This window comes from Burkholderia sp. AU28863 (assembly GCF_002223195.1).
In the GTDB taxonomy this organism is placed as follows: Bacteria; Pseudomonadota; Gammaproteobacteria; order Burkholderiales; family Burkholderiaceae; genus Burkholderia; species Burkholderia sola.
On sequence record NZ_NKFE01000003.1, the window covers coordinates 1,034,441 to 1,058,806 of the forward strand.

The 24,366-nt window shown below is 65.7% G+C and carries 20 protein-coding genes, 1 tRNA gene and 1 pseudogene; 14 read left to right on the top strand and 8 right to left on the bottom strand.

Features of this window, described 5'->3' with window-relative positions; all coding sequences use genetic code 11:
- Positions 1-44 precede the first annotated feature (44 nt).
- Positions 45-2,255, bottom strand: coding sequence for a hypothetical protein (locus tag CFB81_RS07185; RefSeq protein ID WP_089435344.1), 2,211 nt, complete (start codon positions 2,253-2,255; stop codon positions 45-47).
- 392 nt (positions 2,256-2,647) lie between these two features.
- On the opposite strand from CFB81_RS07185, the gene CFB81_RS07195 reads away from it, so the two are divergent.
- The 4 genes from CFB81_RS07195 (at position 2,648) to CFB81_RS07210 (ending at position 5,747) form a co-directional block, all read left to right on the top strand.
- Positions 2,648-3,361 carry a bifunctional 2-polyprenyl-6-hydroxyphenol methylase/3-demethylubiquinol 3-O-methyltransferase UbiG gene (locus CFB81_RS07195; protein ID WP_089434933.1) on the top strand — a complete coding sequence of 238 codons (714 nt, stop codon included), beginning with the start codon at positions 2,648-2,650 and terminating at the stop codon, positions 3,359-3,361.
- A 135-nt stretch (positions 3,362-3,496) separates the two neighbouring features.
- Positions 3,497-3,573 (top strand) — tRNA-Pro (locus CFB81_RS07200).
- A gap of 140 nt (positions 3,574-3,713) precedes the next feature.
- On the top strand, positions 3,714-4,922 hold the full coding sequence (bamC, locus tag CFB81_RS07205; protein WP_069621359.1) for an outer membrane protein assembly factor BamC: 1,209 nt from the start codon (positions 3,714-3,716) through the stop codon (positions 4,920-4,922).
- 534 nt (positions 4,923-5,456) lie between these two features.
- Positions 5,457-5,747, top strand: coding sequence for a putative quinol monooxygenase (locus CFB81_RS07210; RefSeq protein WP_089434934.1), 291 nt, complete (start codon positions 5,457-5,459; stop codon positions 5,745-5,747).
- Between the two features lie 47 nt (positions 5,748-5,794).
- On the opposite strand, the gene CFB81_RS07215 is transcribed toward CFB81_RS07210, so the two are convergent.
- The 3 genes from CFB81_RS07215 to CFB81_RS07225 form a co-directional block, all read right to left on the bottom strand.
- On the bottom strand, positions 5,795-6,052 hold the full coding sequence (locus CFB81_RS07215) for a hypothetical protein (RefSeq protein ID WP_006476176.1): 258 nt from the start codon (positions 6,050-6,052) through the stop codon (positions 5,795-5,797).
- A 136-nt stretch (positions 6,053-6,188) separates the two neighbouring features.
- Positions 6,189-6,461: a hypothetical protein gene (locus tag CFB81_RS07220; protein WP_069621361.1), complete on the bottom strand. Its 273-nt coding sequence runs from the start codon at positions 6,459-6,461 to the stop codon at positions 6,189-6,191.
- 221 nt (positions 6,462-6,682) lie between these two features.
- A complete protein-coding gene (locus CFB81_RS07225; protein ID WP_089434935.1) occupies positions 6,683-7,399 on the bottom strand; it encodes a YdcF family protein in 717 nt (238 codons plus the stop codon).
- 160 nt (positions 7,400-7,559) lie between these two features.
- On the opposite strand from CFB81_RS07225, the gene CFB81_RS07230 reads away from it, so the two are divergent.
- Positions 7,560-7,877, top strand: coding sequence for a hypothetical protein (locus CFB81_RS07230; protein ID WP_069621363.1), 318 nt, complete (start codon positions 7,560-7,562; stop codon positions 7,875-7,877).
- Between the two features lie 193 nt (positions 7,878-8,070).
- Here CFB81_RS07230 and CFB81_RS36475 read toward each other — a convergent pair whose 3' ends face one another.
- Complete coding sequence (locus CFB81_RS36475; protein ID WP_069621364.1) at positions 8,071-8,322, bottom strand: hypothetical protein; 252 nt, start codon at positions 8,320-8,322, stop codon at positions 8,071-8,073.
- Between the two features lie 202 nt (positions 8,323-8,524).
- Positions 8,525-8,920 (bottom strand): annotated as a pseudogene (locus CFB81_RS07240) (transposase); the annotation flags it as partial.
- Between the two features lie 431 nt (positions 8,921-9,351).
- Here CFB81_RS07240 and CFB81_RS07245 point away from each other — a divergent pair.
- From CFB81_RS07245 to truB, 9 genes are all read left to right on the top strand, one after another.
- Positions 9,352-10,254, top strand: coding sequence for a LysR family transcriptional regulator (locus CFB81_RS07245; RefSeq protein ID WP_069621365.1), 903 nt, complete (start codon positions 9,352-9,354; stop codon positions 10,252-10,254).
- A 64-nt stretch (positions 10,255-10,318) separates the two neighbouring features.
- Entirely contained in the window at positions 10,319-11,521 is a 1,203-nt protein-coding gene (locus tag CFB81_RS07250) for a pyridoxal phosphate-dependent aminotransferase (protein ID WP_089434936.1), read from the top strand.
- 272 nt (positions 11,522-11,793) lie between these two features.
- Positions 11,794-12,804, top strand: a complete 1,011-nt coding sequence (gene scpB / locus CFB81_RS07255) for an SMC-Scp complex subunit ScpB (RefSeq protein ID WP_089434937.1) — start codon at positions 11,794-11,796, stop codon at positions 12,802-12,804.
- Between the two features lie 60 nt (positions 12,805-12,864).
- Entirely contained in the window at positions 12,865-14,616 is a 1,752-nt protein-coding gene (rluB, locus tag CFB81_RS07260) for a 23S rRNA pseudouridine(2605) synthase RluB (protein ID WP_089434938.1), read from the top strand.
- Between the two features lie 434 nt (positions 14,617-15,050).
- On the top strand, positions 15,051-15,509 hold the full coding sequence (gene rimP / locus CFB81_RS07265) for a ribosome maturation factor RimP (protein WP_089434939.1): 459 nt from the start codon (positions 15,051-15,053) through the stop codon (positions 15,507-15,509).
- Positions 15,509-16,984 carry a transcription termination factor NusA gene (gene nusA / locus CFB81_RS07270; RefSeq protein WP_006476166.1) on the top strand — a complete coding sequence of 492 codons (1,476 nt, stop codon included), beginning with the start codon at positions 15,509-15,511 and terminating at the stop codon, positions 16,982-16,984. The genes rimP and nusA overlap by 1 nt, the downstream gene beginning before the upstream one ends.
- Positions 16,985-17,075: 91 nt before the next feature.
- Entirely contained in the window at positions 17,076-19,997 is a 2,922-nt protein-coding gene (gene infB, locus CFB81_RS07275) for a translation initiation factor IF-2 (RefSeq protein WP_089434940.1), read from the top strand.
- 114 nt (positions 19,998-20,111) lie between these two features.
- The gene (gene rbfA, locus CFB81_RS07280; protein WP_050012484.1) at positions 20,112-20,510 is read left to right on the top strand and encodes a 30S ribosome-binding factor RbfA; all 399 of its coding nucleotides are present in this window, start codon (positions 20,112-20,114) and stop codon (positions 20,508-20,510) included.
- Positions 20,511-20,523: 13 nt separating this feature from the next.
- Positions 20,524-21,456: a tRNA pseudouridine(55) synthase TruB gene (truB, locus tag CFB81_RS07285; protein WP_089434941.1), complete on the top strand. Its 933-nt coding sequence runs from the start codon at positions 20,524-20,526 to the stop codon at positions 21,454-21,456.
- 90 nt (positions 21,457-21,546) lie between these two features.
- Here the strand turns inward: truB and CFB81_RS07290 are convergent, their stop codons facing one another.
- Complete coding sequence (locus tag CFB81_RS07290; RefSeq protein ID WP_089434942.1) at positions 21,547-23,106, bottom strand: DHA2 family efflux MFS transporter permease subunit; 1,560 nt, start codon at positions 23,104-23,106, stop codon at positions 21,547-21,549.
- 28 nt (positions 23,107-23,134) lie between these two features.
- Positions 23,135-24,349, bottom strand: coding sequence for an HlyD family secretion protein (locus tag CFB81_RS07295; protein WP_069621371.1), 1,215 nt, complete (start codon positions 24,347-24,349; stop codon positions 23,135-23,137).
- Positions 24,350-24,366: the final 17 nt, after the last annotated feature.

Here is a 24,366-nt window from a genome sequence, read left to right on the forward strand (position 1 = left end):
GACCGCCACCGGGCTTTTTTCATGCGGGTCGCGTCTTTTGCGGATCAGCGCGACGCGAGCGGATTCTTCTGGCCCATGTCGACGACCAGCGTGCCGTCCGGCAGCATCCGCACCGAGCCCTGCGCGACCTGGTTGCGGTACCCGTACAGGTCGAACCGCATCGGTCCGGCCTCGGCCGAATTCCGGATCAGCGCGCGCACGTTCAGTTCGAGCACGTTGAACATCTTCATGTCGCCGCCTTCCATCCACATGTAGCTCGGCGCATCGATCTGCGGCCGCTTCGGCGCGGGCGCGCCCGGTGCACGCCGGAACGTGAGACGCAAGCCGTCGCGCTCGACCGTCGCCTGCGCGAGCCTGCCGTTCAGCACGGGCGGCGGGAACACGGTGTACTGGTCGAGCACGAGCGTGTCGCCGCGCAGTTCCGCGCCGCGCCGCTGCAGCGGTGTCAGCGACGAGAGCTCGATGCCGAGCGAGCGCAGCAGCGTCGCTTGCGGGATACCGAGCACCGACACCTGCGACGGCTTGAATGCGAGGTGGCGGTCGTCGAGCACCGTCAGCGAGCCCGTCATGTCGGTCGGCAGCCAGACGCCCGGCACGTGATTCCACAGCTTGATGCCGCCCTGGACGCGCAGGTTCTGCCCGTCCGCGCTCAGTTGCAGGTCGTTCAGCGAACGCGGCGAATAGTCGAGCAGGTAGTCGTTGAACAGCGCCGACATCGCCTTCCACGACTCGACGACCGTGCCGCCGAGAATGCGGATGTCGTACTGGTTCGGGTCGTCGAGATCGACGGGTTCGCCGGCGCGCTTCGATACGAGTTCGACGTCGAGATCCTCGACATGAAAGCCGATATCGCCGGACAGGTTGAAGTCGACGTTGCGCAGATGGATCGTCGGGTTGCGGTTCGACACGTGCCGTTCGTTGAACGGCGCCGTCGACGTGCGCCGCATCGCGACCTTCTGCATGCCGGGCCGCGCGGCGTCCGCCGCGAGCGCATACGCTTCCCAGTGCTGGCGCACGTCGCGCAGCGCATTCTGCTGCGCGGCGAGGAAGCTGTCGTTCAGGCGCGCGGCCGCGTTGCCGAGCAGCGCGCCGCTGACCGGGCCCGTATACGAAGGCATCCGGATCGCCATCGCGCCGCTTTCGTCGAAGTTGAAGTAGCCGGCCGATACCTGGTCGCGATAGTGATACAGGTCGAACACGAACGTCTGGTCGCGCTTCGACGCATCGAGCGGACCGATCAGGATGTCCGCGTTCATCGGCATCGAGCGCATGAATTTCACGTCACCGCCGCGGATATACATCGCCTGCTGCGGCGCGTTCGCGGGCATTGCGAAGCCGGCATGCGTGCCGTCGTCGAGCTTCAGCTCGAGGCCCGCGGGCGTCACGCGCAGCGCGGTGATCGTGAGCTTCAGGCGCGGCGGTGGCATCAGCTTGTCGACCGCCATCACGAGATCGTCGCCGGCGAGTTGCGCGATCGGCGTCTGCACCTTCAGCAGGTCGGCCATTTTCACGTTGGCCGCGCGCATCACCGGCTGCGCGTCGAGGCCCGACACGCGTACGCCGGTCGGGTGGAACACGAGCTGGCTGCCGTCGCGGAGCGCGAGCGTGCCGGTCAGCGAGAACGGTACCCAGCCGTCGCGCTGCATCTCGCCTTGCAGATGGATCACGCCGTCGCCGGCCGATACCGCGAGCTTGCGCAGCGGCGCGTTGCGATAGCCGAAGATATAAGTGTTGAAGAGGGCGGTCAGCTTCGCGTTGTCGAGCGTCACCGTGCCTTGGTGTACGTCGATCTCGAAGCTCGTCGGATCGTCGAATACGATCGGCGCGCCGGCCTGCGTGGGTACGAGCGTGGCCGATAACTGATGGATGAAGAAGCCGAGATTGTTGACGACGCGGAAATCGACGTCGCGCAGGAACGTCATCGCCCCGTTCTGGCCCGAATCGCGCAGCGTGAACGCGCGCGGCTGCGTGAGGCTGATCGATGCGAGCGACGGCACGGTGCGTGCGATTTGCTGCTCGCGCGCGAGGCGCTGGGCCTTCGTGCGTTCGATCTTCGTCGATGCGATGGACGTGTTGCTGTCGCGCTGCGCGGCCGATTCCGCGCAGCCGGCGCACAGCAGCGCGAGCGCCAGCGCGCCGCAGCCGAACACGTGGGAGGGCATATGCGCCCCCCGGGCGGCCGTGCGCCGCAGGCCGGCAACCCGGTCGAAAATTGCCAAAGGCGAGCGATGGCCGCGCCGGACCGCATTCCGCATCGTCTGTCTCCATGTCTTGTCTTGATCGACGGCGGCGCGCGCCACTGCACGGCGCGAGCGTCGATACCGTGCAGTGTGTCATAGCGTGCTAGAGCGGCGTTACCAAACAACGGGCGCCCGGGCACGGCGCGCCGGCGGGCTGCCGGACAATGGTTTCGCGGTGGATGGGCGAGCGGATCAAACGGTCGTTTGGTTCGTCCGGACCGCCGGCCGGCGTCTTTCGACGCGCCCCCGAAAACCCGCGGTCGACCATGGCCGGCGCGGGTTTCACCGGATGCCGAAGCGGCGCGGCCCCGGGCATCGACGGATACGATCGCGGAGGGCGGCGAGGTAAGATCGGCATCAGTGGCGAATTCGACATCACAACACGGCAGCCATCACGGGGAAGCGTCATGGACCTGAAGGAAGTCGACGTACTGGGTGCGGGGGTGGGCGATCACTGGTACTACGCGTCGAAGGCGAGCGCCATTCGCCGGTTCCTGGGCGAGTCGGGCGCGAACCGGATACTCGACGTCGGTGCGGGCTCCGGCTTTTTCTCGAAGCATCTGCTCGAGCGCACGCAGGCGACGGAAGCATGGTGTGTCGACACGAGCTACGCCGACGACAGCGACGGCGAGGCCGCCGGCAAGCCCATCCACTTTCGGCGTTCCGTCGATCGATTCGACGCCGATCTCGTGTTGCTGATGGACGTGCTCGAGCATGTCGACGACGACGTCGGGTTGCTGACGCAGTACGTGAAGGGCGCGCCTCCGGGCAGCCGGTTCCTGATCACGGTTCCCGCGTTCCAGTTCCTGTGGAGCGGCCACGACGATTTTCTCGAGCACAAGCGCAGATACACGCTCGGCGGCCTGGAGGACGTGGTCCGGCGCGCAGGGCTCGACGTCGAGCACGGCGCCTATTATTTCGGCCTCACGTTTCCGCTCGCGGCCGCACTGCGGCTGGGCGAGCGGGCGCGCTCGCATCCACGTGAGCCTGCGTCGCAATTGCGCCGTCATCATCCGTTCGTCAACGGTTTGCTCAAGACGATCTGCCGCATCGAGTTGCCGATGTTCCGCTTCAATCGCGTCGCCGGCCTGACGGTCATCTGCGTCGCGCGCAAGCGATGATGGTGACGGATGCGGGATCGGTGCCGCAGATTGCTTGCATCGGCGCGATCGCGCCAAAAAATTTCACGAGAACATGCACAAAATGCATGTGACCCGTTCTAAATCGGGAAACTGTCTGTTATAATTTTTTTCTTTCGGGGCGTAGCGCAGCCTGGTAGCGTACCTGCATGGGGTGCAGGTGGTCGGAGGTTCAAATCCTCTCGCCCCGACCAGACAAGAACCCGCGTCAGTTCAAGCTGACGCGGGTTTTTTCTTGGCCGTCGCTTTTTTGCACATCGCAGCGCGGCCCCGGTAAAATGCAAGGTTGATCCACGGAAAGCGCCGTGATTTAGCGGAAGAGGATTCCCCGAACATGACTGATCTTCGTCTTACCATGCGGTTCGCTGCAGTGCTCGCCACCGGCGCGCTCGTCGCCGGTTGCGGTACGTCGTCGCCCACGAAAGTGGACTACAAGAGCGATTCGAAATCGAAGGAAGCGTCGCTCGCAGTGCCGCCCAACATGCTCGACGAGACGGCCGATCAGCGTTCGCTACCGCCCCAGGGCGGCGCGACTTCCCTGTCCGCGCTCAAGCAGGTCCAGCAGGCCGCGCCCGCGCTGGATACCGTCGCACCGGCCGTGGCCGGCATGCATATCCAGCGCGACGGCACCGAAAGCTGGCTCGTGATCGACGGCAAGCAACCGGCCGCGATCTGGCCGCAGGTTCGCCGTTTCTGGCAGGAGCAAGGCTTCCTGCTCGTCGTCGACCAGCGCGACAAGGGCGTGATGGAAACCGACTGGAACGAAACTCATCCGCAGATCAACGACGGCCTGATCCGCAGCGTGATCTCGAAGGCGATGGGCAATTCGTACGTGACGGCCGAGCGCAACAAGTACCGTACGCGTCTCGATTCGGCGCCGAACGGCGGCACCTACGTATTCATCAGCCAGAAGGGGATGCGCGAGGCGATCACCGGCGCGAACAACGATTCGAGCAAGTGGGAACCGAAGCCGAACGATCCGGCGCTCGAGACGGAATACCTGAAGCGGCTGATGGCCGTGCTCGCGCAGAACGAGCAACGTGCGAAGAACGGCGAACCGCCGATCGCGAACATCAAGGACAACGCGGTACCGAAGGACAAGAAGGCCGATGCCGACGCGTCGTCGAAGGCTGCTGCGGCAATCGCCGCGCAGAACGTGTCGCGCACGTCGGCGCAAGGCAGCGACGCGGCCGAAGCGGCCGTGCCGTCCGAAGTCACGCTCGGCGAGCCGTACGACCGGTCGTGGCTGCACGTCGGTCTCGCGCTCGATCGCGCGAACTTCACGGTCGACGATCGCGATCGCTCGAAGGGCCTGTATTTCGTGCGCTATGTCGATCCGAAGGATCTGAGCTCGGCCGAGCAGGGCTTCTGGAGCCAGTTGTTCCACGGCAAGAAGGAAAAGCAGGCGAAGCAGTATCGCGTCAACGTGAAGGCGCTCACGGCCGATCAGACGCGCGTCGCGGTCGTCGACGATGCGGGCGCGATCGATACGTCGTCGCCGGCTCGGCAGATCATGGGGTTGCTTGTGAATCAGCTCCGCTGACCCCGGCGTTTCCCGCACTCCTGAAAAGCCCGCCATTCGGCGGGCTTTTTTCATGGCCGCTCGCCGGCGCGTGCGATTGTTCTAGTGGTTCGGCCTGCCTCGTGACGTTACGTAACATCCGGGCGTTACGACGACAGAACACGTGTCACATTGTCGCCAATCCAAAAAATTGTCCTTACAAATCAAAGGAGTGTCGCGCATGTCATGCTTGGCACGCAACCTGCTTTATAGGTTTGAATCGTTAGGAGAGGGAGGCTGGGCGTCAGGGTCCGGAGCGTGCGCCGCGTGCGCCGAACAACGGTCTCGACGCCTTCACATGCCGACGCGACAAGCGTCCGCACAACAGATGACGATCCGCGCCCGCGTGCGGATCTCGATGGCCCCGTCGCCTATCCTCGTAGGGCGACGGTTTCGCCCGCGCTTCTCTGAAGCGCGGGCTATTTTTTTTGTGCCGTCGTCATGCCGTATCGGCGTAGCCGATGCGCGCTGCGGGATTCGCGTATTCTCGGACTTTTTCGGACGAAGGAGGCGGGAATGGCGGAAATCGCAGTCGTGGCGCTGATCGTGGCGAAGCCGGGCGCGGAGGAACAACTGCGCACCGTGCTCGAGGGAATCGTCGAGCCGACCCGCAACGAAGCCGGCGCATTGCAGTACGACCTGCACCGGGATCTGAAGGAGCCCGCGCGGTTCGTATTCGTCGAGCGTTGGGAGAGCGAGGAGGCGTTGGCTGCTCATGCGCGTTCCGCGCATATTCTCGCTTATCGCGAAGCGGCCGCGGAGTGGATCGAGCGTTCCGAAATCCGCGTGCTGTCGAAGCTCGTCTGAACGTGAGCCGGGCGGGGCGACCGGACGGGGCCGGTCGCGGCGGCGCGTCAGTGCGACGCGCTGGGTACGTCCAGGATCAGGATGATCGTCCAGTCGGCGTCGCCGTCATGGTGATACTGGCGCTCGGCCACGATGAACGGTTGCTGCTTGCCTTGCGGGCCGAGAAACAGCACGTCGCCCTCCATCGGCAGGCACTCGATCGGCGGCAGCGCGAGAAACGCGTCGTCCGAGCCGCGGGGCATCAGTTGCTTGATCTGGCGAGTGGCGGCTTCGGTCCACTCGATGTCGAGTTGAATGTTGCTCATGCTGTCCTCCGCACCGGGGTGCGCACGGGTGGAAAATTTCGGTGCGCGACTTTAGCACAGCGCGCAGGCGCCGCAACCAAAAAAGCCGAACCCGGTTGCCCGGATTCGGCTTTTCGCTGGTGCGGTGCCGCCGAACTTACTGACTGGCAGCGTCTGCAGCCTTCGCCTTCTTGGCGGCCTTCTTCGCTGCCTTGTGATGCGCGCCCTTCTTGCCGTGGTGGTGCTCTTCCTGCGCCGCCGGCTGAGCCGCTTCGGCCGCTTGTTGCTGTTGCAGCGCTTGCGCACGCTGCTCGATCTCGGCGATCTTGGCCGGATCGGTGATGGTTTGAATCTGCGTGCTCTCTTGCGCATACGCTGCGCCAGTCAGCGCCGACATCGCTACCAGGATAGCCAGGGACGTCTTCTTCATTGCTTTACCTCCGCTAAGTGGTGATGAACCCGAGTGTTGCCGTTTTGTCTGGCGACTGCAGTCGAGTGCGTGTCGAGTGTAACAAAAGTGACGGATCAATGTGCACCGGATCGTCGCGCGACGCAAGGCCCCGTTGAAGTCGCGCAACACTTCGCGTACTTCGTCACGCGTCAGCCATTCGGGGTGGCGCCGTGATTTTCTCGCCGGTTTTCCTGGTGTCGTCAAAACCAGCCGAGCCAGCGATACACGTGGAATTGCGCGATTCCCACCAGCTCGTGCAGCGCGTGCTCGGCGTTGACCACATTGCGCCAGCGCGGCAGCCAGCCCGTCTGCGCGCGGCGGAGATTCGCATAAACGGGTTGCGGATCGATGCCGAAGCGGCGGAAATCGAGCAGGGCGCGGCGCATCTGATACGACGACGTGACGAGAATGCGCGCGTCGTCATACTGTGAGCGTAGTATAGATGCAGTGAATTTCGCGTTTTCGTAGGTCGTGCGGCTGTTCGGTTCGAGCAGGAGGTCGGCGGGCGCCACGCCTTGTGCGACGAGCTGGCGTCCGTAGACGGCCGCCTCCGTGTCGCCGTGATGTTGCGGGTCGCCGCCCGACATCACGACGGTACAGCGCTCGGCCTGCTGCCGGCACGTGCGATAGAGCGCCGCGATCTTGCGGATGCGCGCGACGCCGTCGGGCGGCGGCTGCAATCCGGCGTCGGTGCGGCGCGTGCCGGCGCCGATGAGGATCAGCGTAGTGCGCCCGTGCATGTCGGGGCGCTCGACCGGCGTGACGCCGGCCTCGGTCCAGGCGATCAGCGGCGCCGCGAGCCAGCCCGTCGCGAGCAGCCAGAACAGCGCGGCGGCGGCGATCGAAAGGGTTCGACGCTGCTTGCGGCAGAGCATGAAACCGATGAAGAGAAGTACAAATGAATCGAACAGAATCAATTTGATTGGGGTATGGTGTCTTTTTATGGACGGCTGACGATACGGCCCTGACGCGACGCCGAACAACGTTGGCCTCCAGAATCGGTGGCGGTTTCGGCGGGCGGAGACCCCGCCCGGTGCGCCGCTTCGCATTGTCGCTGCACTTTAAGAAAGAATCGAGATGGCCACGTATTCCAACGAAGCGGTGCTCGACGCATTGAGACGAGTGCAGTACCGCCAGGTACCGTGGGCACGCCGCCCGGGCGTGTTCGAGTATCTCCGATCGCTCGGGCTGATGGACACGGTCAGGCAGAAGACCGTTGCCCCCGCACCGGGCTTTCATGCACCGGTTGACATTGCCGTACTGACCGAAAGCGGTCGAGCCGAATTCTCGCGCCTCGAGCGTGCCGAGAAATTACTTTCCTGGACTGATCGCCGCATGGACGACTACGCATTGAGCGAAGCGGGCGCCGTGGCGATTCTCGAAAGCCGCCTGTAGCAGGCTTCATCCCGCCCCGTGCGTCGCCGCGCAGGCCGGCGATGCAAAAAAAAGCCCGTATCGCGAGGATACGGGCGTACCGGATACTTTTGCTGCTGCCACGCTGTGCTCATGGCAACGTTGTGACTCGCCGCAGGCGGTGCAGTTCCCGGATCCGGGCATTTTCTTTGGCGAAATCTCGAAATCGGCAGGACTACGGATGACGCGACATGCCGGGCGGCTGTGAGCCGATCCGCGCTCGAGCATTGCTCGCGATGTCGCCGCGCAAGTCGCCGCGCGGCACGGTTTGCCGGCTCGATGGATTCGCGGCCGGCGGCTGGCGGAGGGTGTTGCGGTGATCCTGCTGGCGATGGGGCGGCTTCATGCGATCGTCGGCATGGACAGGGGCGGCCAGCGCCACGGAAACGACAATGCCGCATGCAACGAGCAGTGACATTGTTTTCATGGCGGGGCTCCCTCTCAAGCCGTCCGTGCGGCCTGTTGATATGACGCTAAGGTAAGCGTGGGAGTGCAGGCTTGCTGTAAATATTGGTAAATAGATGTTTCGCGGCACGACAACGGGAATCGACGACAACGCATGCGTTGCAATGAGGTCGCATCGCAGAAAGACACCGGGCGGCCGTAGCCGCCCGATCGAGCATTCGTTACGCCATCTTGACGGGCGCGCGCCAGGACTCCGGGTTGGTCCAGAAGGCGCCGCGCAGCCGGTCGCGGCTCGGCGGCGCGGGCGGCTTCGCCGCGCTTGCGCCGATGCGTCCGCGCAGCGAGATTTGCCGGCCGCTCGTGCCGAGTCGTTTCACGATTTCGGCGAGCGTACCGTCCGCCTGCCATTCGTCGAAGCGGCGGCGGCAGGTCGGCGGGGACGGATAGCGGCCCGGCAGTTTCGACCAGCCCTCACCCGTCGACAGCACCCACAGCACGGCGTTGACCACCGACCGGGCTTCCACGCGGGGACGGCCGCGCCGCTCGCTCCGCGCGGGCTCCGAGCAAAACAGACCCTCGACCAGCGCCCACTCGTTATCTCTCAAATCGTCGAACAGCATCATGTCCTCACCTCAGCGAAGCTAACTCCGGTGCGCTGCCCTGCGCCGCGCACTCTTCAAGCACTCGATCCTCGAGTGCCGGGTGGGGGCGTCCGGTTGGCCGGCAGCGGCGTTTCTGCTCTTCCGTCCGACGAAACCTGCACCCTGTGCGCAAGGTAATGCACGAAGCGTGCCATGTCGGAGGTGAATCCCTCGAGAGCCGCTTGGCAGCGAGCTAACGGCTAAGTCAGCTAGGGGCGTATAAGACGCCAAAATAACCCGTCAGCAAATCGGGACAATCACCAATCTTGTGCAATTCGCCCATGTCACGTGCGTTTGCGAATGTATTGCACCGCAGCGAAACATGGACGAAGGGGGCCGGATTCGCTCACCGTAGACGGCTTCGCACATTAGAATCACGCATCGATATCGGCGATTGATGAGGTCGGGACATGAACGTTACGCTGCGCCAGCTTCGCGTGTTCATCGAGGTCGCGCGGCTCAAGAGCTTCAGTCGGGCGGGTGACGAGATCGGGCTCACGCAGTCCGCGGTCAGCCGTTGCGTGCGTGAGCTCGAGGCCGAACTCGGGTTGAAACTGATCGACCGCACGACGCGCGACGTGCAACTGACGGACGTCGGCGGAAACCTGATCGCAAGCGTGTCGCGCCTGCTCGACGATCTCGACGACACGCTGCGCGAGATTCGCGAGATTGGGGAGCAGCGTCGCGGGCGCGTGATCGTCGCGGCAAGCCCGACGATCGCATGCAGGCTGATGCCTCGCGTGGTGGCGTCGTGCGAACGCCAGTTCCCGTTCGTGACGCTCGGCCTGCGCGACGACGTGCAGAGCGACGTGCTGCGCAAGGTGAAGTCGAGCGAAGTCGACTTCGGCGTCGTGATCGGGCCGCTGACGGTCGCCGATATCGTCTGCGAGCCGCTGATGACCGATTCGTTCTGCCTCGTCGCGCGCGCCGACCATCCGCTTGCGGCGCGGGCCGAGGTGCCGTGGACGGCGCTGGACGGCGAGCGCCTCGTGCTGCTCGATCATGCGTCGGGCAGCCGGCCGCTGATCGACGCGGCGCTGGCCGCGCATCGCGTCAACGCGACGGTCATGCAGGAGCTCGGGCATTCGGCGACCGTGTTCGGGCTGGTCGAGGCCGGTATCGGCGTGAGCGTGCAGCCGTGGCTGTCGCTGCCGCTGCCTGCCGGCTCGACGTTGGTCGCACGGCCGCTCACGCCGCGCACCGAACGGACCGTCGAGCTGGTGCGCCGCCGTGACCGGTCGTTGTCGCCCGCCGCGCAGGCGATTTGGGAGCTCGTGCGGCAGATGCCGGCGAGGGCCGAGGATCTCGACTGACGTGCGCCGGTCCGGCTTGCTGGCCGGTACACTACGCGGATCGTGTTTCTCCGCGGTGTTTTCGATGACGCATTCCGCAGGTTTTTTCCCGGCGAACGACGAGCCGGCGGCGCGCACCGCGGTGCACGCGCTGCGGCCGTCGCTGATCCGCGAGGTCGCGAACGCCGGCTTCGGCGTGCCGGACATGCTGCCGTTCTGGTTCGGCGAATCCGATCGCGTGACGCCGGACTTCATCCGCGACGCCGCGGCGGCGGCGCTGCGCGACGGCGCGACCTTCTACACCCACAATTTCGGCACGGCGCCGCTGCGCAACGCGATCGCGGCCTACGTCAGCGCGCGCCACGGTGCGACGGCGGCCGACACGGTCGCCGTGACGAGTTCGGGCGTGAGCGCGCTGATGCTGGCTGCCCAGATGCTGGTCGGGCCGGGCGAGCGTGTCGTCGCGGTCACGCCGCTGTGGCCGAATCTCGTCGAGATTCCGAAGATTCTGGGAGCCCAGGTCGATTGCGTGCCGCTCGGCTACGGCGACGCGGGTTGGCAGCTCGATGTCGGCCGGCTGCTCGCGGCGCTGACGCCCGATACGCGGATGCTGCTGATCAACTCGCCGAACAATCCGACCGGCTGGACGATGTCCCGCGACGATCAGCAGGCCGTGCTCGCCCATTGCCGTCGTCACGGCATCTGGCTGGTCGCCGACGAGGTGTACGAGCGGCTTGCCTTCGACGACGGCGGCGCGCCGTCGTTCCTCGATATCGCGTCGCGCGACGAGCGCGTCGTGGTCGTGAATTCCTTCTCGAAGGCGTGGGCGATGACGGGCTGGCGGCTCGGATGGCTGATTGCGCCGGCGTCGGTGATGGGCGACCTGTCGAAGCTCGTCGAATACAACACGTCGTGCGCGCCGGGCTTCGTGCAGGCCGCGGCCGAGGTCGCGTTGCGCGACGGCGAGCCGTTCGTGCGGTCGTTCGTCACGGCGCTGCGCGACGCGCGCGACCACCTGGTCGCCGCGCTGCGGACGCTGCCGGGCGTCGAGGTGCCGCCTCCTCCAGGCGCGATGTACCTGTTCCTGCGGCTGCCGGGCGCGACCGACAGCCTGACGTTCTGCAAGACGCTGGTGCGCGACGCGGGGCTCGGCCTGGCGCCCGGGCGCGCGTTCGGCCCGGAGGGGGAAGGGTTCGTACGCTGGTGTTATGCGTGCGATCCGGCGCGGCTCGACGCGGGCGTCGAGCGGCTGCGCCGGTTCCTCGCGCATGGCGCGGGCGCTCGCTGAAGCGGGGGCGGAGCGGGTGTGCCGCCCGGGCGGCGGCCTGTTCCGCTCATCTTTACGCACCGGGCAATTTTGCGTAATATGGCGTTCAGTCACGCGGTTCCGTCGTTGAGCCGTGCTGTTCCGTCCGGTTTGGGCCTGGCCTGAAGTTGGTTCGCCGCCCCCGGTTCGTGCTCCCATCAATATGACCGATCAGAATCGGGCGAGCGCGTCTTCCGTTCCTTTCGTCTGTTTGTTGATCCGGTTCGTTTGACCACAGGGTCTGGCCTAGCTGCATGAATACCCAAGAGGCGAAGATCGTCCTCGAGACTGCTTTGATCTGTGCGCAGGAACCGCTGAAGCTCGGCGATTTGCGCAAGCTCTTTGCCGACGGCGTGTCGGCTGACACGGTCCGCACGTTGCTCGAAGATCTGAAACAGGATTGGTCCGGTCGCGGTGTCGAACTGGTGGCGCTGGCGACCGGGTGGCGCTTTCAGAGCAAGCCGGCGATGCGTCATTATCTGGATCGCCTGCATCCCGAGAAGCCGCCGAAATATTCGCGCGCGGTGCTCGAAACGCTCGCGATCATCGCGTACCGGCAGCCCGTCACACGTGGCGACATCGAAGAGATTCGCGGCGTCACGGTCAATACGCAGGTGGTCAAGCAACTCGAGGATCGCGGCTGGATCGAGGTGATCGGTCATCGCGACGTGCCGGGGCGTCCGGCGCTGTACGCGACGACCAAGCAGTTCCTCGACGATCTCGGCCTGAAGGCGCTCGACGACCTGCCCGCGCTCGAGGAGCCGGCCGCGAACATCGAGGCCGCGCTGCTCGCGCAGCAGGCGATGGATTTCGACGGCGACATGCCGTCGGCCGACGCGCTGCAGGCGCTGGCGGGTGAAGCAGCCGCCGACGGGGGCGGCGATGCCGCGGCCCACGTCGCGTCGACGCAGGAAATTCCGAGTCGCGATACGCTCGATGCTGATCGCGGGCAAACGGAACAGACGGAACAGGTTGGCGCCGAAGCAGTGCCGACCGATGTGCAGCCCGAGCCGCAGCGTGCGGATTGGAGCGAGGAAGATCGCAAGCCGGCCGCCGAAGCGGCTGCCGGAGACGGAGCGGAAGCGGCCGGCGACATGCCCGGCGAGGCCGATCAGGCCGACGCATTTCGCTCCCGTCCTGCGGACGACGAGACGCTGGACGACACGTCCGACAGTCTCGCGGATGCCGTGCGAAGCGCGAGTGCGCCCATCGGCGCCGACGCGCTGCCGGACGACGAAGCAGAACCCGAACAGCGTCGCGCCTGATCGCGGCCAACTTCTTGCCGCGCCCGCGCCGGGCGCGAGACCTGACATTTTGAGGTTGTTTTGACAGATATCCACGATATTGAATCGTCCGCGCCTGCCGTGCAGGCAGCGCGTGCCGACGATGCGCCGGAGCAGGATGCTTCGGCCGCGGGTGGCGACGAGCGTCCTCGCCGCGGTCTGCGGCGCGGCCCGCGCAGCCTGATCGCGCGGCGTCGCGCGGCGGCCAAGTCGAAGGGCGCCGAAGGCGAGCAGCCGGGTGCCGAGGGCGCGGATGCGCAGCCGGCCGACGCTGCCGACGCGCAGCCGGCGCGTGCGCCGCGCAAGGAAGGCGCGGCCAAGGGCGGTCGCAAGCCGGCCGCCAAGCGCGAAGGCGCGCCCAAGGGTGGCCAGGGTGGGCAGGGCCGTCGCGGTGCGGCGAAGGCTGAAGGCGGCCCGGCGAAGGCAGCGGAAGGCGATGCGTCCCAGGACGAACTGTTCGCCTACGTGACGTCGCCTGCCTTCGACGCGGACAACTCCGCGGGCGGCAGTGGCGTGCGTGCGCCGATGCTGCGCCGCGGCCGCAGCCAGCCGGCGAACAAGCGCGTGCTGTCGCCGGACGACGACGCGCCGAAGCTCCACAAGGTGCTGGCGGAGGCGGGCATGGGTTCGCGCCGCGAAATGGAAGAGCTGATCGTCGCCGGCCGCGTGTCGGTGAACGGCGAGCCCGCACACATCGGCCAGCGGATCATGCCGACCGACCAGGTGCGGATCAACGGCAAGCCGGTCAAGCGCAAGCTGCCGAACAAGCCGCCGCGCGTGCTGCTGTATCACAAGCCGACGGGCGAGATCGTCAGCCACGCGGATCCGGAAGGCCGGCCGTCGGTGTTCGACCGTCTGCCGCCGATGAAGACGGCGAAATGGCTTGCAGTGGGCCGCCTCGACTTCAATACGGAAGGTCTGCTGATGCTGACGACTTCCGGTGATCTCGCGAACCGCTTCATGCATCCGCGTTACAGCGTCGAGCGCGAGTACGCGGTACGCGTCGTCGGCGAGCTGGCCGAAGGCATGCGGCAGAAGCTGCTGCACGGCGTCGAGCTCGACGACGGTCCGGCGAATTTCCTGCGCATCCGCGATGGCGGCGGCGAAGGCACGAACCACTGGTATCACGTCGCGCTGGCCGAAGGCCGCAACCGCGAAGTGCGCCGGATGTTCGAGGCGGTCGGCCTGATGGTGAGCCGGCTGATCCGTACGCGTCACGGCCCGATTCCGCTGCCGCGCGGCCTGAAGCGCGGCCGTTGGGAAGAGCTCGACGACGCGCAGGTGCGCAAGCTGATGGCGACCGTCGGCCTGAAGGCGCCGGCCGAGGAGAAGGGCAAGCGCGGGGCTGCCGGTCCGGCCGAGCGTCGCCAGCCTGATCCGATGCAGACGTCGATGGGCTTCATCAGCCGCGAGCCGGTGCTGACGACGCACGGGCAACTCGACCAGTCGCGTCGCGGCGGCGGCCGACGCGGCGGGCCGGGCCTGCCGGGCCTGAGCGGCTACGGCAGCCTGCCGGTCGCGCCGTCGGGTTACGGCAACCGTGCGGGCGGCGGCCGTGATGGCAACCGCACGGGCGGCGGCCGCGACGGCAACCGCGCAGGCGGCGGCCGCGACGTCGACGGCAATCGCGCGTCGTATGGCGCGGGTCCGAAGCGCGATGGCGCGGGCGGCAAGCGCGGCGGCAGCAAGGGCGGCGGCAATCGCACCCCGAACGGCAATCGTGCCGAAGGCGCCGGCAACGGCGGCCCGCGCGGCGGTCAGCGTCCGCAGCGCAGTCGTACGCGCGGCCGCTGAGCACTATTGATTGGCGTTCGGCGGCGCTACGCCGCCGGTTCGCCGGCCGGTTGGGGCGACACGGCGGATTGCGTTGACGGGTTTCGGCTGCCGCCATGTCGGGTGCCGCGACAGCGACGATCACAGGTGCGGTAAGGTGGCGCCGGTCGATCGGGCAGCCCGATTTCGCATTTTCGGCCCGTAAAGGCAGTCGACGCGCTGCTTTTACCGGCTGGCTTGGCGTTTGCGCCAAAAATCGCTATAATCGCGGAGTCGCTGGGCGTACGGATTCAATGTGCGGCTCAGGTGCGACCACCAGTAAGAGAAGATGGGCGTTCCGCCCATTTTTTTTTGCTGAAACGGTTAGGCATCTCGGGTAGCGCTTCCTGCGCCGGCTAAGGCGCGCGCCCGCGGGTGAATCGCGAGCGGCGGGCGCGAACACCTGAGAGGACACTGTGCAACTGACGGAACTGATAGAAACCACGGTCACCGGGCTCGGCTACGAGTTGGTGGATCTCGAGCGCACCGGGCGCGGCATGCTTTGCATCTATATCGATCAGCCTGCCGGCATCTCGCTCGAAGATTGCGAAAAGGTCACGCGTCAGCTCCAGCACGTCTTGACGGTCGAAAACATCGATTACGAACGGCTCGAAGTCTCGTCCCCGGGGCTCGACCGCCCGTTGAAGAAGCTGGCCGACTTCGAGCGCTTCGTCGGCAGCGAAGTTTCCGTGACCTTGAAAAAGCCGCTGGACGGGCGCAAGACGTACCGGGGCATTCTGCACGCGCCGAATGGCGAAACGATCGGTTTGGAATTTGAGGGGAAGAAGGGCGAGGCAGCCATGCTGGATTTCACGCTGGCCGATATCGACAAAGCCCGCCTGATTCCGCAAGTTGACTTTAGGAGCCGCAAATAATGAGTCGCGAAGTGTTGATGCTGGTGGATGCGCTGGCGCGCGAGAAAAACGTCGACAAGGATGTGGTGCTGGGCGCCCTCGAGGCTGCGCTTGCGTCCGCTTCCAAGAAGCTGTTCGACGAAGGCGCCGAAATCCGCGTCCATATCGATCGCGAAAGCGGCGAGCACGAAACCTTCCGTCGCTGGCTCGTCGTACCCGACGAGGCAGGCTTGCAGGAGCCGGATCGCGAGATCCTGCTGTTCGAAGCACGTGAGCAGAAGCCCGACGTCGAAGTCGGCGAGTATGTCGAGGAACCCGTTCCGTCGATCGAATTCGGTCGCATCGGCGCGCAGGCCGCGAAGCAGGTGATCCTGCAGAAGGTGCGCGACGCGGAGCGCGAGCAGATCCTGAACGACTACCTCGAGCGTGGCGAAAAGATCATGACGGGTACGGTGAAGCGCCTCGACAAGGGCAACTTCATCGTCGAATCGGGCCGGGTCGAGGCGCTGCTGCGCCGCGATCAGCTGATCCCGAAGGAAAACCTCCGCGTCGGCGACCGCGTGCGGGCGTACATCGCGAAGGTCGACCGCACCGCGCGCGGCCCGCAGATCGAGCTGTCGCGCACGGCGCCCGAGTTCCTGATGAAGCTGTTCGAGATGGAAGTGCCGGAAATCGAGCAGGGCCTGCTCGAGATCAAGGCGGCCGCCCGCGACCCGGGCGTGCGCGCGAAGATCGGCGTGATCGCGTACGACAAGCGGATCGATCCGATCGGCACCTGCGTCGGTATCCGCGGTTCCCGCGTGCAGGCCGTGCGCAACGAGCTCGGTGGCGAAAACATCGACATCGTGCTATGGTCGGAAGATCCCGCCCAGTTCGTGATCGGCGCGCTCGCGCCGGCAGCCGTCCAGTCGATCGTCGTCGATGAAGAAAAGCATTCGATGGACGTCGTCGTCGACGAGAACGAACTGGCTGTCGCGATCGGCCGCAGCGGTCAGAACGTGCGCCTTGCCGGCGAACTGACCGGCTGGCAGATCAACATCATGACGCCGGACGAATCCGCGCTGAAGCAGGGCGAAGAGCGCGACCGGCTGCGTGCGCTGTTCATGGCGCGTCTCGACGTCGACGAAGAAGTTGCCGACATCCTGATCGACGAAGGCTTCACGAGCCTCGAAGAAATCGCGTACGTGCCGCTCAACGAAATGCTCGAAATCGAAGCGTTCGACGAGGACACCGTGCACGAACTGCGCAACCGCGCACGCGACGCGCTGTTGACGATGGCGATCGCGAACGAAGAAAAGGTCGAGAACGCAGCGCTGGATCTCAAGAGCCTCGACGGCATCACGCCGGAGCTGCTCGCGAAGCTGGCCGAACACGGCGTGCAGACGCGCGACGATCTCGCCGAGCTGGCTGTAGATGAACTGGTCGACATGACCGGAATGGAAGAGGATGCCGCTAAGGCGTTGATCATGAAAGCACGTGAACATTGGTTCCAGTGAGAAATGACCATGGCGCACTGATTTGATGGCGGCCGTATGGCCTGACCCGATGCTAACCGCAAGGAATCGGTCCTTGCACTAAGAGGAATGAATGGCGAGTAACAACGTAGCCCAATTTGCCGCGGAACTGAAAATGCCTGCTGGTGTGCTGCTCGAACAGCTGCAGGCAGCGGGCGTCCAGAAAGCGAGTGAAGACGATGCGCTGTCCGAAACGGACAAGGCGCGTCTGCTCGATCATTTGCGCAAGTCGCACGGCGCAACCGACGGCGACAAGCGCAAGATCACGCTGACCCGCAAGCATACGTCGGAGATCAAGCAATCTGACGCGACGGGCAAGGCTCGCACCATTCAGGTCGAGGTCCGCAAGAAGCGTACGTTCGTCAAGCGCGACGACGTGGCCGATGGTGCGGAACAGGGTCAGGCGCAGGTCGCCGAAGCGGACGACGATGCAGAACTGAAGCGTCGCGAGGAAGAGGCGCGCCGCGAGGCCGAGCTGCTCGAGAAGCAGGCGCAGGAGCTGCGCGAGCGTCAGGAACGCCTCGAACGCGAGGAAGCCGAACGTCGCGCCCGCGAGGAAGCGGCCGAGGCCGAGCGCCGTCGCGCCGAGGAAGAAGCGGCGGCGAAGCGTGCCGCGGCGGAAGCCGCCGCAGCCCAGCAGCAGGCGGCAGCGCAGCAGGCTGCTGCTGCCGAGCAGGAAGCGACGCCGACGCAGTCCGCGCAGGACGAAGCACGCGCAGCCGCCGAACGCGCGGCCCAGCGCGAAGCGGCGAAGAAGGCCGAGGACGCTGCCCGCGAGGCAGCCGACAAGGCGCGCGCCGAGCAGGAAGAGATCAGCAAGCGTCGCGCGGCGGCAGAAGCCGAAGCACGCGCGATCCGCGAAATGATGAACACGCCGCGCAAGGCCGTGGTCAAGGCAGTCGAGCCGCCGAAGCCGGTCGAGCCGCCGAAGCCGGCTGAAGCGAAGGGCACGCTGCACAAGCCGGCGAAGCCGGAAGGCGCACAGGCGCGTCCGGCCGTGAAGAAGCCGGCTGGTGCGGCGGCTCCGGCCACCACGCAGGCGCCGGCAGGTGCGGGCGACCGCAACAAGAAGCCGGGCGCAGGCAAGGGCGGCTGGCAGGACGACGCATCGAAGCGCCGCGGCATCAAGACGCGCGGCGACTCGAGCGGCGGCGTGGACCGCGGCTGGCGCGGCGGCCCGAAGGGGCGCGGCCGTCACCAGGACAGCGCATCGTCGTTCCAGGCGCCGACCGAACCGATCGTTCGCGAAGTGCACGTGCCGGAAACCGTGTCGGTTGCCGATCTCGCGCACAAGATGTCGATCAAGGCCTCCGAAGTCATCAAGGTGATGATGAAGATGGGCCAGATGGTCACGATCAACCAGGTGCTGGACCAGGAAACGGCGATGATCATCGTCGAGGAACTGGGCCACCGCGCGGTTGCCGCGAAGCTGGACGATCCGGAAGCGCTGCTCGTCGAAGGCGAAACCGGTACCGATGCGGAGCAACTGCCGCGTCCGCCGGTCGTCACGGTGATGGGTCACGTCGACCACGGCAAGACCTCGCTGCTCGACCACATCCGCCGCGCGAAGGTGGCCGCGGGCGAAGCGGGCGGCATTACGCAGCACATCGGCGCGTATCACGTCGAAACGCCGCGTGGCGTCATCACGTTCCTCGATACGCCGGGTCACGAAGCGTTCACGGCAATGCGTGCACGCGGCGCGAAGGCGACCGACATCGTGGTGCTGGTGGTGGCAGCCGACGACGGTGTGATGCCGCAGACGAAGGAAGCCATCGCCCACGCGAAGGCGGGCGGCGTGCCGATCGTCGTCGCGATCAACAAGATCGACAAGCCGGATGCGAACCCCGATCGCGTCAAGCAGGAGCTGGTCGCGGAAGGCGTCGTGCCGGAAGAGTACGGTGGCGATTCGCCGTTCGTGCCGGTGTCGGCGAAGACGGGCGCGGGTATCGACGATCTGCTCGAGAACGTGCTGCTGCAGGCCGAAGTGCTGGAACTGAAGGCACCGGTCGAAGCGCCGGCCAAGGGCATCGTGATCGAAGCGAAGCTCGACAAGGGTAAAGGCCCGGTCGCGACGATCCTCGTGCAGTCCGGTACGCTGAACCGCGGCGACATCGTGCTGGCGGGTACGGCCTACGGCCGCGTCCGTGCGATGCTCGACGAGAACGGCAAGCCGACGAAGGAAGCCGGCCCGTCGATCCCGGTTGAAATCCAGGGTCTGTCGGAAGTGCCGGGTGCGGGCGAGGAAGTGATCGTGCTGCCGGACGAGCGCAAGGCACGTGAAATCGCGCTGTTCCGTCAGGGCAAGTTCCGCGACGTGAAGCTCGCGAAGCAGCAGGCCGCGAAGCTGGAAAGCATGCTCGAGCAGATGAGCGAAGGCGAAGTGCAGAACCTGCCGCTCATCATCAAGGCCGACGTGCAGGGTTCGCAGGAAGCGCTCGTGCAGTCGCTGCTCAAGCTGTCGACCGACGAAGTGCGCGTGCAGATCGTGCACAGCGCGGTCGGTGGCATCAGCGAAAACGACGTCAACCTCGCGACGGCATCGAAGGCGGTCATCATCGGCTTCAACACCCGTGCGGACGCTCAGGCACGCAAGCTGGCCGAGGCGAACGGTATCGATATCCGCTACTACAACATCATCTACGACGCAGTGGATGAGGTGAAGGCGGCGATGTCGGGCATGCTGGCGCCGGAGAAGCGCGAAGTCATCACCGGCATGGTCGAGGTGCGCCAGGTCTTCAAGGTACCGAAGATCGGCACGGTCGCCGGCTGTATGGTGACGGACGGTATCGTCAAGCGCTCGTCGTCGGTGCGCGTGCTGCGCAACAACGTCGTGATCTTCACGGGCGAACTCGAATCGCTGAAGCGCTTCAAGGACGACGTGAAGGAAGTGAAGCAAGGCTTCGAGTGCGGTATGTCGGTGAAGAACTTCAACGACATCGTCGAAGGCGACCAGTTCGAAGTCTTCGAAGTGACCGAAGTCGCGCGTACGCTGTAATCGTCGCGCATCGGCTCATGGGCGGGGCAGGCTTGGGCCTGTCCCGCCCATTTTCATGGTGGCGTGCCGAAAGCGGCCGTCGCTTCATCCTGATAAACGGATCACGGATCGATCATGTCCAGGAAACGTACTTCCCCCAATCGCAACGTTCAGATCGCCGACCAGATTCAGCGCGATCTGTCCGAACTCATCATGCGCGAGGTCAAGGATCCGCGCGTCGGCATCGTGACCATCCAGAGCGTGGAACTCACGCCGGACTATGCGCACGCGAAGGTCTACTTCACGGCGCTCACCGGCGATCCGGACAAGACGCAGGAGGCGCTGAACCATGCGTCGGGTCACCTGCACAACCTGCTGTTCAAGCGCCTGCACATTCATACGGTGCCGACGCTGCATTTCCATTACGACCAGACGATCGAGAAGGCCGTCGAAATGTCGCGCCTGATCAAGGAAGCGAACTCGACTCGCGCGAAGGACGATGACGAGGCCGACGCGCCTGCCAAGGACGACTGAGCTCGACGGGCCTATGACGAATGCAGCACCCCAACGTCCGCGCGTGCCCCGGCGCGTGCTGGACGGCGTTCTTCTGCTGGACAAGCCGGTCGGCCTGTCCAGCAACGATGCGCTGATTCGCGCGAAGCGCCTGCTTCGTGCGAAGAAGGCCGGCCACACCGGCACGCTCGATCCGCTGGCTTCGGGCCTGCTGCCGTTGTGTTTCGGCGAAGCGACCAAGTTTTCGCAGGATTTGCTCGACGCCGACAAGACCTATGAAGCGACGATGCATCTCGGCCAGCGCACGGCCACGGGCGACGCGGAAGGCGACGTAATCGACACGCGGCCGGTCGAATGCGATCGGGCGGCGGTGGAAGCCGCGCTCGTGCGCTTCACCGGCGACATCGTGCAGGTGCCGCCGATGTATTCGGCGCTCAAGCGCGACGGCAAGCCGCTGTATGAATATGCGCGCGCTGGTCAGACCGTCGAGCGGGAAGGTCGCAACGTGACGATCCACGCGCTCGAACTGCTCTCTTGCGGGTTGCCCGACGTGACGTTTCGCGTGACCTGCAGCAAAGGCACGTATGTGCGCACGCTGGCCGAGGATATCGGCGAGGCGCTGGGTTGCGGCGCGCATCTGACGATGCTGCGTCGCACGGGTGTCGGTGCGCTGACGCTCGAGCATGCGGTGACGCTCGACGCGCTGTCGGACGCTGCCGAATCGGCGCGCGATGCATGGCTGCAGCCGGTCGATGCGCTGCTGTCGACGTTTCCGCTGGTGCGTCTCGACGAAGCAAGCGCGAAGCGCTTCCTCCACGGGCAGCGCCTCCCGCTGTCGGCGCTTGATTCGATCGATGCGGCCGAAGGCGAGCGCGTGCGCGTGTACGACGCAACGCGGCTGCTCGGTGTCGCGCGCAAGGCGAATGGCGTGCTCGCACCGGAACGGCTCGTCGTGACGGCTGAGTGATGCGAGGCGCGCAAGCGCCATCGTCGGAATTAAAAACCCGGTCGACCTCGACCGGGTTTTTTGTTGGGTACGTTGCGTTGAACGTGGCGCTCAGTGCGCGGCCGACGCCGCCGCACCTGCATCGCCGCCGCCCGCGCGTTCGGGCTTCGTGATCCAGATCAGTCCGATCAGCAGCACGAAGATCGCCGCCGAAATGTAGAACAGATCGTTCACGCCGAGCTGTGCAGCCTGCTGCGTGGCCATGTTGTTGATCAGGCCGTGTGCCTGCTCCCGCGTGAGCCCGAGGTTACCCATCTGGGTGACGGCTTGGTTGAACGTCGGGTTGTACGGGTTCGCCTGCTCGACCAGTTGCGCGTGGTGGAAGTTGTTCCGATGATCCCACGCGGTCTGGAAGATCGACGTGCCGATGCCGCCGCACATGATCCGCACGAAGTTCGACAGGCCGGACGCCGCGGGAATGCGGTGGCCGGGCAGGCCGGACAGCGTGATCGACACGAGCGGGATGAAGAACCCGGCCATCGCGATGCCCTGCACGAGCGTCGGCAGCGTCAACGACCATTCGTCGACGCCGGTCGTGTAGCGCGAACGCATCCAGAAGCACAGCGCGAACGTGAGGAATGACGCCGTCGAGATGAAGCGCGGATCGGTGCGCGGCAGATACTTCCCGGTGAGTGGCGACAACAGGATGGCGAACAACCCGACCGGCGCCATCACGAGGCCGGCGTCGGTCGCGGTGTAGCCGATTTGCGTCTGCAGCCACAGCGGTAGCAGCACGAGATTGCCGAAGTACAGGCCGTACCCGATCGACAGCGCGACGGTGCCGCCGGTGAAGTTTCGTATGCGGAACAGCGACAGGTCGACGACCGGGTGCTCGGCGGTCAGCTCCCAGATCACGAAGAACGCGAAAGCAATGACGGCGGTCAGCGCGAGCACGACGATGGTCGTCGACGCGAACCAGTCCAGATCCTTGCCCTTGTCGAGCATGATCTGCAGCGAGCCGACCCAGACGACCAGCAGCGCGAGGCCCACGCCGTCGATCGGCGCGCGGCGCACGGCGGACTCCCGATTGCGGTAGATCATCCACGTCGCGGCGGCGGCGGCGATGCCAACCGGGATGTTGACGTAGAAGATCCACGGCCACGAATAGTTGTCCGAGATCCAGCCGCCGAGAATCGGGCCCGCGACGGGGGCGATCAGCGTCGTCATCGCCCATAGTGCGAGCGCCATCGGCGCCTTCGCCCGCGGATAGCTCGACAGCAGAAGCGCTTGCGACAGCGGAATCATCGGGCCCGCGACGGCGCCCTGGAGCACGCGCGATGCGAGCAGGAATGGCAGGCTCGGCGCCAGCCCGCACATCCACGACGAGATGACGAACAGGATGATCGACGCGAGGAACAGGCGGACTTGCCCGAAACGGTCGGTCAGCCAGCCGGTCAGCGGCACCGAGATTGCGTTCGCGACCGCGAACGACGTGATGACCCACGTGCCCTGGTCGGACGACACGCCGAGGTCGCCCGAGATGGTCGGGATCGCGACGTTCGCGATGGACGTGTCGAGCACGTTCATGAACACCGCGAGCGATACCGCGATCGTCCCGAGCAGGAGTTGCCCGCCCTGCAGGGGCGGGTAGGAGACAGGAGCCTGTGCCATGTCGATTGTTTTTCCGGAGTCGGAACGGTTACATCATTTTCGCGGCGGTGTTCTGCTTCGCCGCGACCGGCGCCGACGTGTTGCCGCCTGCGTTTTCGGCGATGATGCGCGCGATTTCGGCGTCGGCTTCGTCGCCGTATTTCGCGAACACGTTGGTCTCGTAGACGGTGTTCGGCGCGTTGACGAGCTGGTCGCCGCGTTCGTCCTTGATGTCCACGTCGACCTGCATCGACAGGCCGATGCGCAGCGGATGCTTGTCGAGATCCTTCGGGTCGAGCTCGATCCGCACCGGCAGGCGCTGCACGACCTTGATCCAGTTGCCGGTCGCGTTCTGCGCCGGCAGCAGCGAGAACGCCGAGCCCGTGCCGGCCGAGAAGCCGACGACCTTGCCGTGATACGTGACCGACGAGCCGTAGATGTCGGCCGTCATCTCGACCGGCTGGCCGATGCGCATGTGCTTGAGCTGGACTTCCTTGAAGTTCGCGTCGACCCACACGGCATTGAGCGGCACCACCGACATCAGCGGGTTGCCGGGCGACACGCGCTGGCCGACCTGCACCGAGCGCTTCGCGACGTACCCGGTGACCGGCGCCGGCAGCACGTTACGCGCGTTCGCGAGGTACGCGTCGCGCACCTTCGCGGCGGCGGCCATCACGTTCGGGTGCGATGCGATCGTCGTGTTCGCGGTCAATGCACGATTCGACGCGAGTTGCTGCTGTGCGGCATCGACCGATGCCTGCGCGGCTTTCACCGCGTCGCGGGCGTGCGAGATTTCTTCCTGCGACACGGCGCCCGTCTGCGCGACGGCGAGGCGGCGACGCAGGTCGTCCTGCGCCTTCGACAGGTCGGACTGGCGCAGCGCGACTTGCGCGCGGTACTGGTCGTCGTTGACGAACAGGCCGCGCACCTGGCGCACCGTTTGCGCGAGGTTCGCTTCCGCCTGCTGCAGCGCGACCTGCGAATCGGCCGGGTCGAGCACGACGAGCGGGTCGCCGGCCTTGACCGTCTGCGTATCGTCCGCCTTCACGGCGATCACGGTGCCGGTGACCTGCGGCGTGATCTGCACGACGTTGCCGTTCACGTACGCATCGTCGGTGTCTTCATGGAAGCGGGCGACGAGGAAGTAGTACAGGCCGTACGCGATGGCCGCGATCACGATGACCGCGACGAGCAGCGTCATCATTCGTTTGCGCTTGCCGTTGTTCTGCGGCTGCGCGCTGGCGGCGTTTTGTTGGTCGCTCATGGCGATTTTCTCCGTCC

Bases quoted from the DNA above. Each gene is read 5' to 3' on its own strand.
- CFB81_RS07215 (WP_006476176.1), bottom strand. From the start codon at position 6,052: ATGAGCAACATTCAACTCGACATCGAGTGGACCGAAGCCGCCACTCGC.
- CFB81_RS07220 (WP_069621361.1), bottom strand. From the start codon at position 6,461: ATGAAGAAGACGTCCCTGGCTATCCTGGTAGCGATGTCGGCGCTGACT.
- truB (WP_089434941.1), top strand. From the start codon at position 20,524: ATGACGAATGCAGCACCCCAACGTCCGCGCGTGCCCCGGCGCGTGCTG.
- scpB (WP_089434937.1), top strand. From the start codon at position 11,794: ATGAATACCCAAGAGGCGAAGATCGTCCTCGAGACTGCTTTGATCTGT.
- CFB81_RS07210 (WP_089434934.1), top strand. From the start codon at position 5,457: ATGGCGGAAATCGCAGTCGTGGCGCTGATCGTGGCGAAGCCGGGCGCG.
- CFB81_RS07185 (WP_089435344.1), bottom strand. From the start codon at position 2,255: ATGCGGAATGCGGTCCGGCGCGGCCATCGCTCGCCTTTGGCAATTTTC.
- CFB81_RS07195 (WP_089434933.1), top strand. From the start codon at position 2,648: ATGGACCTGAAGGAAGTCGACGTACTGGGTGCGGGGGTGGGCGATCAC.
- rbfA (WP_050012484.1), top strand. From the start codon at position 20,112: ATGTCCAGGAAACGTACTTCCCCCAATCGCAACGTTCAGATCGCCGAC.
- CFB81_RS07245 (WP_069621365.1), top strand. From the start codon at position 9,352: ATGAACGTTACGCTGCGCCAGCTTCGCGTGTTCATCGAGGTCGCGCGG.
- bamC (WP_069621359.1), top strand. From the start codon at position 3,714: ATGACTGATCTTCGTCTTACCATGCGGTTCGCTGCAGTGCTCGCCACC.
- infB (WP_089434940.1), top strand. From the start codon at position 17,076: ATGGCGAGTAACAACGTAGCCCAATTTGCCGCGGAACTGAAAATGCCT.
- CFB81_RS36475 (WP_069621364.1), bottom strand. From the start codon at position 8,322: ATGAAAACAATGTCACTGCTCGTTGCATGCGGCATTGTCGTTTCCGTG.
- CFB81_RS07295 (WP_069621371.1), bottom strand. From the start codon at position 24,349: ATGAGCGACCAACAAAACGCCGCCAGCGCGCAGCCGCAGAACAACGGC.
- CFB81_RS07290 (WP_089434942.1), bottom strand. From the start codon at position 23,106: ATGGCACAGGCTCCTGTCTCCTACCCGCCCCTGCAGGGCGGGCAACTC.
- CFB81_RS07250 (WP_089434936.1), top strand. From the start codon at position 10,319: ATGACGCATTCCGCAGGTTTTTTCCCGGCGAACGACGAGCCGGCGGCG.
- nusA (WP_006476166.1), top strand. From the start codon at position 15,509: ATGAGTCGCGAAGTGTTGATGCTGGTGGATGCGCTGGCGCGCGAGAAA.
- CFB81_RS07230 (WP_069621363.1), top strand. From the start codon at position 7,560: ATGGCCACGTATTCCAACGAAGCGGTGCTCGACGCATTGAGACGAGTG.